The 16,352-nt window shown below is 47.2% G+C and carries 11 protein-coding genes; 1 reads left to right on the forward strand and 10 read right to left on the reverse strand.

Annotated elements, in window-relative coordinates:
• Positions 1–23: 23 nt before the first annotated feature.
• The 5 genes from BN6465_RS13035 to BN6465_RS13055 form a co-directional block, all read right to left on the reverse strand.
• The gene (locus tag BN6465_RS13035; RefSeq protein WP_066735976.1) at positions 24–4,028 is read right to left on the reverse strand and encodes a lectin like domain-containing protein; all 4,005 of its coding nucleotides are present in this window, start codon (positions 4,026–4,028) and stop codon (positions 24–26) included.
• Positions 4,029–4,111: 83 nt separating this feature from the next.
• Positions 4,112–6,508, reverse strand: coding sequence for a transglutaminase-like domain-containing protein (locus BN6465_RS13040; RefSeq protein WP_227183389.1), 2,397 nt, complete (start codon positions 6,506–6,508; stop codon positions 4,112–4,114).
• Positions 6,509–6,522: 14 nt separating this feature from the next.
• The gene (locus BN6465_RS13045; protein WP_082891708.1) at positions 6,523–7,659 is read right to left on the reverse strand and encodes a DUF58 domain-containing protein; all 1,137 of its coding nucleotides are present in this window, start codon (positions 7,657–7,659) and stop codon (positions 6,523–6,525) included.
• Between the two features lie 7 nt (positions 7,660–7,666).
• On the reverse strand, positions 7,667–8,614 hold the full coding sequence (locus BN6465_RS13050; protein ID WP_066735982.1) for an AAA family ATPase: 948 nt from the start codon (positions 8,612–8,614) through the stop codon (positions 7,667–7,669).
• A gap of 71 nt (positions 8,615–8,685) precedes the next feature.
• A complete protein-coding gene (locus tag BN6465_RS13055) occupies positions 8,686–10,746 on the reverse strand; it encodes a HelD family protein (RefSeq protein ID WP_066735984.1) in 2,061 nt (686 codons plus the stop codon).
• 187 nt (positions 10,747–10,933) lie between these two features.
• Here BN6465_RS13055 and BN6465_RS13060 point away from each other — a divergent pair, with 187 nt between their 5' ends.
• A complete protein-coding gene (locus tag BN6465_RS13060; RefSeq protein WP_066735986.1) occupies positions 10,934–12,499 on the forward strand; it encodes an ABC-F family ATP-binding cassette domain-containing protein in 1,566 nt (521 codons plus the stop codon).
• Between the two features lie 112 nt (positions 12,500–12,611).
• On the opposite strand, the gene BN6465_RS13065 is transcribed toward BN6465_RS13060, so the two are convergent.
• The 5 genes from BN6465_RS13065 to BN6465_RS13085 form a co-directional block, all read right to left on the reverse strand.
• Complete coding sequence (locus BN6465_RS13065; RefSeq protein WP_066738653.1) at positions 12,612–13,391, reverse strand: DNA alkylation repair protein; 780 nt, start codon at positions 13,389–13,391, stop codon at positions 12,612–12,614.
• 40 nt (positions 13,392–13,431) lie between these two features.
• On the reverse strand, positions 13,432–14,271 hold the full coding sequence (locus tag BN6465_RS13070) for an AraC family transcriptional regulator (protein WP_066735987.1): 840 nt from the start codon (positions 14,269–14,271) through the stop codon (positions 13,432–13,434).
• 174 nt (positions 14,272–14,445) lie between these two features.
• Complete coding sequence (locus BN6465_RS13075; RefSeq protein ID WP_066735988.1) at positions 14,446–15,012, reverse strand: CDP-alcohol phosphatidyltransferase family protein; 567 nt, start codon at positions 15,010–15,012, stop codon at positions 14,446–14,448.
• Complete coding sequence (locus BN6465_RS13080; protein ID WP_066735989.1) at positions 15,013–15,720, reverse strand: site-2 protease family protein; 708 nt, start codon at positions 15,718–15,720, stop codon at positions 15,013–15,015. It lies immediately after the preceding gene.
• Positions 15,721–15,902: 182 nt separating this feature from the next.
• A complete protein-coding gene (locus tag BN6465_RS13085) occupies positions 15,903–16,337 on the reverse strand; it encodes an RpiB/LacA/LacB family sugar-phosphate isomerase (RefSeq protein ID WP_066735991.1) in 435 nt (144 codons plus the stop codon).
• Positions 16,338–16,352 lie beyond the last annotated feature (15 nt).

A 16,352-nucleotide genomic window follows, 5' to 3' on the forward strand; every position in this document is an offset into this window, starting at 1 on the left:
TTTCCACGGGATACTTTTGTTTTTTATGATTTTCTACGTCTTCTCACCCTGAAAACGAAAACCCCAATGATGGCTAGCAGCGCTGCTGCTGCCGCGATGAACAGCACGGATATCTGTGCCGTATCACCTGTCATGGCACTGTTGACTTCCTTGCTTGTCACTGTCGGCTTACTGTTATCGTTGCCGGAAGAAGGTGTGTCGGTTCCTCCGGGGGTATCGGCATCCTTAGGCAGAACCGGCGCAAACGGAGACATGGAATATCCCCTTACCTGAACCTTGCCGTCTGTTACTGTCAAATTACTGTATACATCAATAGTATCTTTTTCAGCCTTCACATTTTCTACGGTTAAACTGCCTGCTTTCACATAATGTAAAATTGTAATCTGCTTTCCGTTATATTTCTCGTCTACCGGAATCGTAATAGTAAGTGCACCTTTCACTTCCGCGCCTGTCTTACCATCTGCCTTTTTTAGCGTAAGATCAAAAATGGAACCAAGCATCTGGCCGTCTTTCACCATATTCTGGAATGCGTTTTGTACTGACTTATCTGCAACATCCGTAATCAATAGAAGTTCATCACCTGTAAAGTTCCCCGAAACCGCAAAACGTCCTGCAATGGAATCCGGAATACTGGATTCGTTCTTAACCTTGCTCATTACGCGCTCCTTAATCGTCAGTACCCCGTCAAACAAACTCCCGACTGTATAATTCGTATCTGTTACAGAAGCAGACTTCATTTTCAAGGTATACGTACCCGCCAAATTACCGTCCGGTATATTCTGAGCCTCAACATCGACTGTCAAACCGATTGCACTTTGGTCTGTTCCCGGCACAAGATTGGTCACTTTAACCTCATAGATGTCTGGAAGCGCGTCCCCATAGTTTATAGTAACATCCTTTGCCTTAATCCCAATGGCACGCGGTTTAATAAAAAGCGTACCCGATGTCACTGTCACATCATAATTTGCTGCCGCTGAACTTCCGGTAATGGCCACATTGCCTGCTGATGTTGTCTCATCCGCTGCACAGCTGAGCGTTACAACCAAATCTGCCGCTGTGTCATTTCCAACCAGTGTTCCGTCCGGTATGATAAGAGAGAATTCCGGATTGGAATCACCATAAAACTTCTCTGCATCTTTCGCCGCTGCTGTCACCGCTTTTTTGTTGACAGTCAGTATCATTGTACCTGATGCAGGATTATAATTGTCTGTATCATCGGGCACAAACTCAAATTCATACTCTGTTGCACTTCCACATTCCGGATATACATCCGGAGTCGTCCAACTCATAGTCCCGGAAACAGCTTGCCCATTGTCAAGGCCGGCTACGCTTACCTGAAAATCACTTAGCTTCGTTCCATATACCGCCGGGCTGCTGGTGATTCCACTGAGATCCGGTGTCGCTTTCTCCACCTCAAGCGCAATATCTGCATGATATGTACGGTACTGGCTATCGCTGTCCGGCGTAAAGGTAGCCGCATAAGAAGCTGTGTTTACCTGAGGTACCGTTTCTTCATTGTCCCAGCTCCAGCTTCCACCGTCCACAGAGGGAATGGGTACATCTGCAAGTGTCTTACTCTGGCTGTAGGTAATTTTCTCCAGCGTAGGGACCACCGGTACTTCTTTCACACGGGCCACAGCATAATATCCCATCTTCGATACATCCGCCCGGAGAACTCCGGTATTTGAAGACAGATCCGCAACCTCTGTCAGGACCATGCTTCCGGATTCGCTGGCAGCATAGTATAATTTCGTCTTTTCATCATTGTCATATCCGCTTTTTGGCTTAATTTCCAGATTCACGGCCTCTCCGCTCTTCAGAGCCGGAGAGAGCGACAAATTATAAAGATAAAACTGATCCGAAGCGCCGTAAAGCTCCAGTGCAGTCTTCACCGCCTCAAAATCTCCGCCTGCCGTTACATCATCTGCTGTCAGGACAGCATTGGCTGGCAGATAGGCGTTGTCATCTGATATTACCACACGGCCGCTGTCCGCATACAGCACAAGTGAGTCCGGGCTAAAATCAAATCCCCACGCTTTCGTATTCGTTCCCTGAGGAGCAGACTTGGTTGTAAATACAATCGGTGAATCATCCCCCATCATCATAAAATCTGTACGGGCAATCGGCTCTCCCAATGTATATGCCCCGCCCTTGACTGTGATTGCTACCTGCGTGGCAGGGTCTGCACTGTCTGATAGTGTGACCTCTGTAATCTTAATATAAGAAGTTGCCGCGGGAAGCGGGATATTGTTTATGCCGCTGCTCTCTGCCGCAACATTGATGATTTCTGCATTTCCAAGCGCCGTGTCGGTGTTGTCGTATGCCTGATATTTGAAGGCCGATACAGCCGGAGCTTCTGATTCCGGCACCACATCCTTGGTAAAAGCCTTGATCATAGCATTGCCAAAGGACATCCCTGCCTGTTTGACGTCCGCCATATCTGAAGGCACACCGTCCTGAATCATATAACTCTCTCCCGGATTACATACCGCTTTCTGGGAAGCTGAATCCGCGCCGATTTCCACCGGAGTATACCATTTGTTGTCCCCGCCTTTAATCACCTGTACCACTGAGAACTTCTCTCCCGCCGCAACGGCTGCAGGTGTATCCAATTCTATCGTATGATAACCACTGTGTGCAATCGTCTTGGACTGTTCTGCAATCAATTCCGCATTCTCCGGCACCGGCTGTGTTGCTCTGGCCGGAACTTTATAGATTTTTACAGAAACAGTGGAATCTGGCGCCAGTGTGACTGCAGATACTGCCTGAATTTCCTCATTACCCTTGGCAGTGAATACATTAGCCACCCCTGTTTCGCTTTTATTGGGCGTGTACTGCATAGCGCTGGCAAGTCCCAAATAATCATACTGATAGATGTTGTCATAGTTGTCTGTACTTTCTCCCTGAAAGCTGGTTACCTGATCAATGGTTCTGTCATAGTAGGAGAGCCAGAAGTACCCGTCCAGTCCCCATGTGTCACCCCAGCTGTTTTTCACAAGCCATGCGCCGTTTCCTTCCGGCTGTTTTCCTGTCTTGAAATTCGAGCTTGGATAATCATCGTCCCACCCCACAATGCTGACTCCGTGGTTCTGAACGGTAGAAGCATTCAGCACATCTACATACTGGCAATAATTCATGTAATTAAAATAATCGCCGTTCTGTGCACCATCCGGTGTTGACTGGTCTGCAAAATAGGCTATGGCCACTGCTCCGTTTTCCATGATTGCTGCCTTAATGGCGGCTGTGGCATCTCCGTCATAGCTATAAGTAGCATCCGCTGACGGAAGCCCATTACTATCATATTTATCGAAGGTTGCGGGACTTGCCAGAAAATCCGCGTTTTGAAGATGTACGGCAGAAAGATTCCTGTTTGCAGCAGCTACATCCCATATGCCTGCCGTGTCCATAGTTCCCTCTTCATTCCTATATGGTACATCTGCCTCTAAGGCTGCCCCCTGCCAGGTAGACAAAAGAGCTGCTGCCTGAGGCATATTCCCGCCCCTATCCAGACGTCCGGTCCCGGTATATGACGCACCCTCTCCAGCCTGATTAGAATTCGCCGCGCTAATCTTTATACTGTCTTCAGTCTGCGGTTCATAGGCGAACCATGCCAGCTGCCGTTCTGAATAGTCCGGATCTACTTCTTCAGCACTGTTGACATTATCGGTAAGCTGGCTGCTTTCCAGTGAGGATAACGCCCCAAATGCCCAGCAGGATCCCCATGGATTCTGATTCTTTACGGTTGTAGACTTGCCAACTTCGCTTAATATATATTTCGTAGGAAACGCGGCCCTGCTGCGGTACTGTCCCCCCTGAGCGCTTTGGTAAGAATCCTTGAATACTGTAGGGGTAATTCCACCGGAAGCATAACTTTGATCCACCTCTATCAGTTTCGGCATTTCCACCGAATCTTCCTTTCCGGAATTGTCATTTGGCGCTGCCGTAACATTCGAGACCGGCCCGGATGCAATCAGGGCTGCCACCATTCCAAGAACGGCAATACGCTTCATAATCTTTTGCATTTTCATAGCTCTCTCCTTTAATTTTCTTTAATAACTATAGCATCATTGATAATATTGTATCTGTCTTACGCAGATTAGTCAACTGCCCCTTACAGCCCTTTAACAAATACAAATACAAACTTCCGCCACACAGTCAGCCCAGACAAAACAGCCTTTCGGAACTTTTTATACAGGCCATACATCTTCTGCTGTTCCGCCTTCTCCAGCTGTCCTTCGGCGAAAGCTGCCCGCAGGGCGCAGTCGTAGAGCCATTCCCATTCCTCCTCGGTCAATTCTGTGAACCGCTCTTGCAGCCATTGCAATGTTTCCCTGTCATTCAACTCCCTCTCTTTTGGCGCAGCAAACACAGCGATTTTATAAACAGCTCGAAATATATTTTTGATTCCTTGATTCTGTGTCTTTACCCGGAAACCATATCTCTTTTTCTGCATACGGATTTTTTGCTGCACGACACAGAGAAGAAGCACGGAAAATGCAAAGACAAATAGCAGCGCTGCGCCTGCCGCCAGTTTAGGCAGAACCCGTTGTCCTCCGGCCGCTGCCCCATTCTTTTCGTTTCCGTTTTTCCCCTCTGTCGGGACTGGGATATTCTCACCGTTGGTGTCTTCTGCATCCGCAGGCGCCTCCGGAGACTGTCCCTGCTCCGCCTGATTGGCGGGAGTCTCCTGCTCTTCCTGCTGCTGTTCATTCTCATCCGGCGCATCTCCTGCATCATGATTTTCCGGCTCTTCCGTATTGACTTCTGTCGTCCAATCTTCATCTTCTGAAAAGGGAAGTGTATGTTCCTGCACCTTCCAGCCAATACCGGGCTGGAAAGTCTCACACCATGCATGTGCCATCCCGTCTGTTACCTCTGCCTTGTAAGACCCGTCCTCCTGCATTTTAAAAGCTGAGGGCGGTACCGCATAGCCTTCTACATATCGGGACGGATAACCACATTCGCGGTAAATTAACGTGGCAGCCGTAGCGAAATGGACGCAGAACCCCCGGCGGCTCTCCAGCAAAAAGTGCTCGGTAAAGTCTTCATCCGACGGATATCTTCCCGGCTCTCTCGTATACTTTAGGCTGTCGTTGAACTTTTCATCGATAGACATCTTCACTGCATTCAGCGAACGGGTATCCATATCACTGCAATATTTCTCCAGTTTTTCCAGACCCTGTGCCTTCGTGGTATAGGCTTCCTCTACGTATTCCTCATAAGCCTTCCATATCTCTGTTTCCTCCCCCAGCTCTCCCCGATATAATGCCGCCGCCTGAATGCGAGGAAAAAAAGAGTAGACTCTTTCCGTCTTCCCTCTTCCTTGGATATAGGCATCCGCATAGACAGAATCGTTCTCCGTGACATTGACAAAATAAGGAGCGTAGGCAAATTCATCCGAGGCTCCCGTGAGACGCACCTGCATTTGAAGGGGAGTGATGTTGTCCTGACCTTCCTCAAGTCTCTTATACGGTTCCCCGAACAGCTCCCCGCCCTTACCGGCAGCCCCTGCACTTCGAAGCATCCGCTTGAAATCACGCGCGGAAGGCTCTTCCCACTTTTTACCCGTATACTCCGAGCCCACATAAGCTTTCAGATAAAGTCTCTCCGGAGGAGCTTCCTCCATCACAATTTCCATATCCTTGCTTCCCTGCGGCCGATTCTCGGCCAGATTCCGCAAGTCCCCTTTTCCGATTCCCCCAACGGAATAATTGGCACTTCCACGAAATCTTTCTGCCACGGCCTCCCCCAGATCCAGCTGCTGGGCCTCTACCAGCTTATCGTGAATTCTGATGTATTCCTCCTTGTTCCCGTTTCTGGATTCCAAAATCAACGGTTGAATCAAGGAAGCAAAAAGAACTACTGCCGTATAAAGGCATCCGGCTGTCAGAACCTCTCTTTTCAGCATAGTGAGATTCGTCTGGGAATATACAAGAACGTAGAGCAGCCCTGAGCCGATAATCAGCCATCCGCTTGGAGCGGAGGGCATATACCCTACCGTGGCAGCCAAGAGAAACGGCAGGAAAATGAACGCAATCGCTACAAGAATACACCTTCTGGCTCTGAGAACCGCCGCCAATACTGCGGTCAGCATCATTTGTATCATGACTACTGCCAACATACATCCCGCACTGCCCATCTCCGCAAAAAGAGGCTGGCTGGCAGTGTAAAATTCATTGTGCAGTGTAATGTAAACATTTGCGATATGCCTGAAGCCGTCTGCCAAATAACTTTGCATGGAAAACCCTAGCAGCAGGCAGACAAAAACAGTCAGAAGAACCGCCGGCACCCTCCCTTTTCTTTTCCGAAATATAAAACTCCAGATTAAAACAGGAAAAATCAGGCTGATATAGACCACCGCCGGCTCCACATTTATCCGAAACACAGACAAAAATCCGTACCAAAAAGAAACGGCCGCCATATATAATGTCACCATATGTACCGCCATATTAATTGGTTTCTCGGTATGTTCTAACTGCTGCTCTGTCTTGATTTCAAATCCATTCACGCTTCTATTCCCCTTTATACGGTCAAAAACAACTTGTCCCACTCCGGCTCCTTGTCTCCGTCCAGCCTGTGGAGCTGCACCCCATTTACGCTAATTCTTCCTTCCATATCAAATTCCACGGTACTGCTGAAGCTCTCCCCCTTAAACGCTTCCTCTCTCAGGCTTTCGGCTGCTTCTGCCCCCTCATAAGACTCCGTGAACAATAGGCGGTGCATCAGCTCATAGACATGTTCTTCCCTGCTGACTCTTTTTTTTACGATCCGCTGGTTTTCCTTTTCGTACCATGCAGCCATATGGACACACTTCTCTTCCAAAAGAGAGAGAGACAATGAAGCGGCCGCCTCCAGCACATACGCCGGAGTGCGGGCTCTTTTCTGTCTTTGTTTGGGAAGTACCCGTCTATTTTTGAGCCTCTCCCCTTTTTGCTCCAAGTCCAGCCAAATCAAGACTACACACCCCATAGGGCGTCCATGCTCCTTGACCAGCAGTTCTGAAGCCTTGGCAGACAGTTTCCAATGAATATCGTGCACGGAATCCTTCTCCCGGTACTCTCTGATCTGATAGATTTCAGACGGGTCGTCCCCGCTTTCATGATCTGAATACTCCTCCGCGTCCGCAATAAATTCCCTTGTCCGCCTCGTTATCTCCAAGGGAAGAATATGACATTCCGGCAAAATGCCGACCTTCTGTCTCAAGTTTGTCCTTCGCTTTATTTTTAAAATGTGAAATGCATCATAGAGATGCAGCTCCCTAGCCTCCACAATCATATTTCCACAACCTGACGCCCGGAAGGTAAATTGCGTAGTGGTCTGTCCCTTCTTTTCCACACTTCCCCGCAGCACACAGCCTCCGGTCTCCCCGGAAAACTGATTCAATAGCCGTATTTTAATTCGAAAATGTACCCCCGGCATTGTGGATTCATTCTTCACGGTCACATATGCCGTCACTTCCTGATTCTTCTCCGCTATGGGCAATATTCTTCCAAAAGACAGGCTGATTTTTTTCCTCAAAATTAGTAACTCTGCGGAAGAAAAAACAAAATATATGATTTCCGCTGCCAAAAGTCCCGACAAAATCTCATCCTCATACAGGAAGAAGCAGTATAGCGTCAGGCAGAAAACAGCGGCATATATGCAGACTCTTTTCATCATATCCCACCTATTTCTCTCTGACGGCAGGCGCTTTTACTTCCTGCAGTACCTTTGTCAGCACATCCTCCGGCAGCACGTGCCCCACCCGTGCCTTCGTGCTTAGATGAACCCGGTGGGCCGCCGTACATAAAAATACATCCTTCACATCATCCGGCAAGACATAGTTCCTGCCAGAAATCCATGCCTTCGCTCTCGCCATGGCAGACAGCGCCACCGTACCACGGGGACTGAGCCCCGTGTCAAGAAGTTCCTGTTCTCTGGTGGATTTAGCCAGCTCCGCAATATAAGCATATATCAAGTCATGGATATAGATTGACGCCGTCTCCTCCTGCATCTCCAGAATATCCTCCGCCGTCATCACACGCTCCACCTGCACCACCGGACTGCCATATTTTCTACGCTTAAGAATCTCCACTTCCTCCTGAACCGTTGGGTATCCCATACGAAGACATACCATGAAACGGTCAAGCTGGGAATCCGGCAGAAGCTGCGTCCCGGCGGAACCCACTGGATTTTCCGTCGCGATCACGATGAAGGGAGTACCGGTCTTCCTCGTCACGCCGTCCACCGTCACAGTCCCCTCCTCCATGGCTTCCAGCAGGGCCGACTGGGTCTTCGGTGAAGTCCGGTTTATCTCATCCGCCATAAACAGATTGCAGATTAACGCACCCGGCTGGTAGACGAACCGTCCCGTTTCTTTCTGATAGATAGAAAATCCCGTCAAATCCGCCGGCATAACATCCGGTGTGAACTGGACTCTGTGCTCCTTTATCCCCATTGCCTTTGAAAATGCAAGCGCCATGGTCGTCTTGCCCACACCCGGCATATCCTCTATCAAAATGTGGCCCTTGGCCGCAATCGCCATCATAATCTTCTCAATCGCGTCTTCTTTTCCTACCACCGCTTTTTGTACTTCTCTTACCGCGCTCTTAGCCGACTTATACAATCCATCCATAAAATCCCTCCTTACGTCCACTTTTGTATGTGTCCGCTGTTATATCAATCATAACATAGCTTGCCACAATTTCAAAGCAGCTTGGAGAGTTCTCCGCTATAAATCAAGTGCAGTTCATGCAGGGCCCGGGTGATGGCAACGTAAAGCAGCTTGGCGTCGGCAGCAGTTTCTTGATAATTGGAAGCGCTCGGCTCCCAGAGAATGACTGCGTCAAATTCAAGCCCCTTTGTCTGCTCTACAGGGAGCACCATCACTCCCTTTTTAAAGTCTTCCTCCCCGGCTGCCCCCGCCGTAACACCAAGCAGGCCTGCCGCCAGCTCCGCCTGTGCTTCATTTCTGCATATTACCGCAATGGTCTCATATCCGGATTTTTGTATATCCCCGATCAGGGAAAGGGCCTTATCTCCCATCTGCCGGAATGTGTCCCCGCCTCCCTCTGGCAAAACCTCCTGCTTCCAGAGCTGCACCGGCTTCCCGTGGCGGATGACGGGCTCGATTTTATAGTTCCCTGCCGATGCCGCGCTCAGCACCCTTCCCGCATACTGCGAGATTTCAATCGTATTGCGGTAGCTTTTTGCCAGTACATGGAACCTTACCTTGGCCGCCGCAAAAACGCCTTCCGCCAATGTATCCCACTCGTTCATCCCGGTCTCAAAATTAATATTCTGGGACACATCTCCCATGATTGTAAAATAACAGTCCGGCAGCGCCTGCCGCAGTACATAGTAGACTGCCGCCCCGAAATCCTGCGCCTCATCCACGATAATCTGGCGAAAGTCTGTGTTCTTTTCCTTTGCCGACACTCGCACATAGATCAAAGTAAGGGCAGCCATATCGTAAATATCGAACCGTCCCTTCTGGACATGTTCCAGCACAGTTTCAATCCATAGCTCCTCCGGGTTACCGCGCAGATAATCCAGCAGAAATTCGATATAGATATCTGAAAGCTTCCGTCCTTTTTTCCATACAAACCAATTTTTATATTCCTTGATTTTCCGGGCTCTCAGCTCCTTTTGTTCCTCCTCGGCAAGCAGCATTTTGATTCTGCCTCTCAGACGTTCATTCAAGTAGGTAACCAGCGCAGCTATGGACTTCTCCCCGCTTCGTTCTAACGTTTCCCGTATACTCTCGCCGCTCATGAATACTCCGTCCTTATCGTCGCCGATATCTTCCAGCGGGAAAACACTTTCCCGTATTTTCTGCAAGTATTCCTCCAATGCCTTGATAAAGCAAAGTTTACTTTTACCGGATTCTCCGGCTCCCGTCCTGATAAACCGGTAACTTTTCTTCCACTCCTGCTCCAGTATCCGCACAAAAAAGCGCTCCATGCGCAGCTGCTTTACATTGCTCACCTCCAGTTCCGGCAGGCTGGCGGTGATATAGTGCAGAAGCATCTCGCTGCCCGCGATAATGCAGAACTCTTCCGGCGCAAATTTTTCTTTGTAGTTATATAATATATAGGAAATGCGGTGCATCGCGACCGTAGTTTTCCCACTCCCGGCCACTCCCTGCACAATAAGGCTGGCATAAGGTGTCTCACGTATGATTTGATTTTGCTCCTTCTGTATCGTAGAAATAATATCACCCAGAACGGCCTCTTTATTCTGTGACAGATACTTGACTAACAGCACATCATTTGCCGCCACATCGCTGTCATAATATCCAAGGAGCCTGCCGTCCGCGATATCGAAAGTGCGCTTCAGACTCAGCTCAATGGGAATCTCTGACCCGTCCACCGTGCCGTAACTCCCCCGCCCCAGCTCATTCTCATAATAAACGGACGCTACAGGCGCGCGCCAGTCCACCACAAGCATACGGTGTCCCGACAGCATGATCCCGTTTTTCCCGATATAAAGCTGCTCCTTCTTCCCGGTCTCCACCCCTTCATAATCAATCCGTCCAAAATACGGCTTCTCGTAGGCCGTCCGGTTCTTCCGCAGAGAGACCTGACAGCCCTCCTTGATATCCACACTCACCACAAGCTGGCTGTAGAGCTCATTCGCTCCGAGCCGCACCGCCCGGAACAACTCCTCGGACTCCGCCGTCACCTCGGCAAGCTGGGTTTCCAGCCGCTCGATATTCTCTTTTATCTCCTTACGGCAATCTGCCAAATGCTTCTTTTCCCACTCCATGACTTCACTCCTCCTTTCAAAGCATAGTTATCGTAACAAAAAGAAAAATAAAATACTAGACTTTTATTTCGGCTTATGATATCATGGATAATGAAGTGTGAGAAAAATTAGAAAAACGAATCGCTGACCATGTATGAGGTCAGCTTTTTTTATCATTTTATGCGACAAAGGAGAACTACGAAAGATTATGAGTATTTTAAATGTAGAACATTTGACCCACGGCTTCGGTGACCGTGCTATTTTCAATGATGTTTCTTTCCGCCTTTTAAAAGGCGAGCATATTGGACTTGTGGGGGCGAACGGGGAAGGCAAGTCCACGTTCTTCAGCATTGTGACCGGAAAATTCGAGCCGGATGAAGGAAAAATTGAATGGGCCAAAAATGTCCGTGCAGGCTATCTGGACCAGCACACAGTGCTTGATGAAGGAATGACCATCCGGGATGTGCTGAAATCTGCATTTTCCTATTTGTTTGAACTGGAAGAAAAGATGAATCAAATCTGCGATTCCTTGGGGGAGACTGACCCTGCGGACATGGATATGCTGATGGAAGAGCTGGGAACGATTCAAGATACGCTTACGATGCACGATTTTTATATTATCGACTCCAAGGTGGAGGAAGTCGCCAGAGCGCTGGGACTTCTGGAACTTGGGCTCGACCGTGACGTCACAGACTTGAGCGGCGGACAGCGCACGAAAATCCTGCTCGGCAAGCTTCTTTTAGAGAAGCCGGATATCCTCCTTCTGGACGAGCCTACCAACTATCTGGATGAGGAGCACATCACTTGGCTGAAGCGGTATTTGACGGATTATGAAAATGCATTTATCCTGATTTCACATGACATTCCATTCTTGAACGAAGTAGTCAACATCATCTATCACATGGAGAATCAAGAATTGAACCGTTACGTGGGCGATTACGAGCATTTTCAAGAGGTCTATGCGGTGAAAAAGGCGCAGCTCGAGGCCGCTTACAAGCGGCAGCAGCAGGAAATCAGTGAGCTCAAGGACTTTGTTGCCCGTAATAAAGCCAGAGTATCCACACGAAATATGGCCATGTCGAGACAGAAAAAATTGGACAAGATGGATGTGATAGAATTGGCTGCGGAACGTCCGAAGCCGGAATTCCATTTTAAGACCGGGCGCACACCGGGTAAATATATTTTCGAGACCCACGATTTAGTCATCGGATATGACCGGCCCTTAAGCAAGCCTTTGAACCTCTCTATGGAGCGGGGACATAAGATAGCCCTTGTGGGTGCCAACGGAATCGGTAAGACTACGCTTCTCAAAAGTATTCTCGGCCTGATTCCGGCGTTGAAAGGCAGTTGTGAGCTGGGCGAGAATCTGCAGATCGGCTATTTTGAACAGGAAGTGAAGGGCGACAACCGCACCACCTGTATTGAAGAAATCTGGGAGGAATTCCCCTCCTTCACACAGTATGAAGTGCGCTCCGCTCTGGCCAAATGCGGACTGACCACGAAGCATATCGAGAGTCAGGTGCGTGTGTTGAGCGGCGGGGAACAGGCAAAAGTCCGCCTCTGCAAGCTGGTGAACCGGGAGACGAATATCCTGCTTCTGGACGAGCCCACCAATCATCTGGATGCCGACGCAAAAGACGCATTAAAGAAATCACTTCTCGAATATAAGGGAAGCGTCCTCCTTATCTGCCATGAGCCGGAGTTCTACCGCGACGTGGTATCCGAGGTATGGGACTGCACAAAATGGACAACATTAGAGGGAGCTGCCCGTTAGGCGAACACCGATAAGGAACTTTTGTAAACAAGGACACCCTCTGTCGCGTAACATTCCTACCCTAAACGGCGGATTGAAATCAATATTCAACCCGCCGTATGACTTCTATATTTTATTTGGCGCAGGAGCATCCCGCCGCCGAAGCAACGTTTTTTCGTTGGGCAGTGTTACTTTCATTATATGCCTCCATACCCATTTTGGATTTAGACGAAATCAAACGCTTTCTTCCTTCCACTTTAATTACAGTTTCCAATTCCTTTATGGCATCTTTTGCAATCCAAACCTGTGCTTTATTTCCACTTTCTAATAACTCGTGGGCTAATAAAAGTGCTTCTTCATTAAAGTTAAAATCAACTTTCCCTACCTCCCTCAAAGCCCATGAAGCAGCCTTTTTAATATGCTCATGCTCATAGTTTGAATGTTCGTGTATTAACTTCAAATATAAAGTTACTGTGTCCTGCTTTATTCTTTTATCATGTATAGCTGCAGAAGCAATTAGTGTAAATGCCGCTCGCTTTTTGTATATGTGATTCGAAGTAATCCATTCACTTATGTACTCATTGTAATTTGGAAGTTTAATAATCAGGTTTTTGCATAAGTGGTCGCACAAATCCCATGAAATTACATCTTCCATAAGATTATCAATCTCACAAAATTCAAGGCTCTTACGCTCGAATAAAAGTACCGCAAGCAGTCTTGCCTCGTGGTAATTGGTATGCCATAATTCAAAAGCTAATTGGTTTGATTTATCCAGTTGTTTTGCAAGATTCCTTAATGTAGCAGTTGATACGCCTATACAATACCTTTCGGGGATACCCATTTTGACAATATTGGATTTATATTTCTCTGTTGCCTCTTCCCTCAGATATTCAATGATTTCAACGCTATTCATCTGATAATGCCCCTTCATATTTTTAATAAGTTCACTCCTTTTATTGTATTGATAACCAGTATTCATATACTGCGTTATCTGGATTAGCTTGTATATAATGTTCTATATCCGGCGCATTACCATATTTAAAGCCAGAAAACGGGAGCCATTCTGTAATTACACGCCGTTCCAATTCTTGTAAAGATAAATTTGTTCCACTCCCACTAAAAACCGCCCATTTAGAAGCAGGAATGGTGTATTCTTCAAATTCACATTTCACATCCTGCAAAGATGAAACAGCAATATAATATTTCCATTCTTCACGATTTCCACAAACACTTACTCCCAGCAGATTATCAAATTCTACTTTATCCATATTCATAAGTTTAGTTAGAGTTCCGTTTTCAACTGCCTTATTCCAAAACTGTGGAACAGTCAAAAAGTTTTGCTCCATCGACTTTTCCAAAGGCATCGAAATACCTTTAATGTGAATAGGAGCTTTATCCTCAATTCGATAAGTCAATTCTTCTGTTCCTTTGATAGTCAATTTGAAACTTATTGGTGGATAAGTTTTTAATAACACCCCCTTTTTTCTTGCCTCAGAGGGTGCAATCCCATGCAGATTTTGAAATGCCCTGCAAAACGCTGTTGGAGAGGAATACCCATACTTTTGGGCAACATTTAAAATTTTCTCGTTGTTCTGTATATCAGATACCGCCAATGACAATTTCCTCCTGCGAATATACTCAGACAATGGAACATTGTTCATAAAGGAAAACATTCTTTGGAAATGATAAGTCGAGCAACAAAGTAATTTTGCCAGTTCTTCATATTCAATTTCATCTGTCAAATGCTCCTCAATGTATTTTATAGCAGCATTTAATCGCTCTACCCACTCCATGCCGATCTCCTCCTTTAATAGTATCAAGTTTTCACAAAAAAATCCTCTCACTATATGCACAAAAATGATAGGTACCCCAGTTTAAAAATGCCGTGTAAGCGGTCCTTTTCTCAAGGGAAAAACAGAGCGGCATAGCCTTTGACTATGCCGCCCTGCGGTTACTAAATTACTTCCTTAATGGTGTTGCCCGTTAGGGGCTCCCTTTTTTCTCTCCTGCCGGAATTTATTTATGTATAAGCACAGTGTAATGGCCATAATCAAGATGCCCACCCCTATCAAAAGATTGGCCGCTGTAGGCGGAAGCCCTCTGAACAAAATCAGCACAATGAGCATGACAAATAAATATGCGGTACATACCTTCCCGTACAGCTCTGCCCCCTCGATGGGGCGGCCGTTTTTTATATTCGTCAATCCACGGTAGGCCATGAATCCTTCCTTCACCGCCATCAGCGCTATCAAAATCCACATCAGCGGATATCTGACAGCCAGACACACTGCCAGCGCCGCATGTGTCAGCTTGTCCGCCACCGGATCCAGCATCTTTCCCAAATCCGTGACCATATTGAACTTTCTCGCTATCATTCCGTCAAATAAATCTGTCACCGAAGATACGATGATCACAATGATTGCAGGAATGAATCTTCCACTCAAATACAGCCAGCAGAATACCGGTATCATCAAGATCCGAAAATACCCCATCAAATTGGGGATTGTAAAGATTTCCTCTTTTGTATATTTCATCTAAATCACCGTCCCGCCTCCACCGGTATTGACCATAACGCCGATGCGCAAAATATTCCTTACCAAATTCCACATGCCGCCGAGTATCGTATTGTCCAGCATAGCCATCGGGTAGCTCAAAACTCCGAGCCAAAGCAGCCCTGCCAAAATCACAAAACTGTACCTGCGTATTTTGAAATAAAACCGCTCTACGGCCGGAAACAGTTCCGCCAATATGTTAGAACCGTCGAGGGGCGGTACTGGAATCAGGTTGAACACGCCAAGCCCTACATTCAACACAGCGGTATAATAACAAAGCATCTTCAAATAGCCGCTGATCAGTCCTCCATTACCATACTTGTAAAACAGCCCATAAAACAATAGAAACAGAAACGCCAGCAAAAAGTTCATCACCGGCCCTGCTGCCGCCACGAGAATCATATCTCTTCTTTTATTCTTATAGTTCCTTGTATTCACCCGTATCGGCTTCGCCCAGCCCACATGGAAAAAGAGCAGACAGACCGTCCCCCATACATCCAGATGCTTAAAAGGATTCAATGTCAGCCTTCCATCCAGCTTCGGCGTCATATCCCCCAGCCTGTAAGAAACGTACCCATGCGCGAACTCGTGCAGCGAGATAGCTATCAATATGGCCGGCGCCGTATAGACAAGCGTCTGAAAAAACTGATAAAAATAACTGGATAACCCATAACCCCCAGAAGAAATCATAATGTCCACTCCGTTCATTTTTATTTGGCAAGATATCCCTTACCAAGTTATCACACATTATATATGGATATCCCGGCATATTCAATAGATATTTCTTTATAATTTTGTAAAAACTTTATTAAAAGTTTCCTATGTCATAAATAACAGGGTATCCTTGCGGATACCCTGATAATGTACTGCTTCTATTCGTTCTCGAACTCTGTGATTCTTCCTACCTTCGGGGCTGAACGGGAATTCGGGTCATATTTTACGCTTAAATATTCTTTGACCAGACATTTTGCCAGCTCAATTCCAGTAACCTGTGCGCCCATGGTGATAATATTGGCATTGTTGCTGAGCTGTGCTCTCTGTGCCTGATATACATTATTTACAAGTGCCGCATAAGCACCTTTCACTTTGTTCGCCGCAATGCTTACACCAATACCGGTTCCACAGATGAGGATACCTCTCTCACACTCTCCTGCCGCAACGCTTTTCGCAAGATTGATAGCTGTGTTCGCATAAATCGGATCATCACTTCCGAAATCTACACACTCATGTCCAAGCTCTTCGATAAATGGAATTAAGATTGTTTTGTACTCTGTCGCATTTGGGTCGCAACCAATAGCAATTTTCATTTCTTTAGCCCTCCG

Origin of the sequence: Bariatricus massiliensis (genome assembly GCF_900086725.1) — a bacterium.
Taxonomy (GTDB): domain Bacteria; phylum Bacillota; class Clostridia; order Lachnospirales; family Lachnospiraceae; genus Allocoprococcus; species Allocoprococcus massiliensis.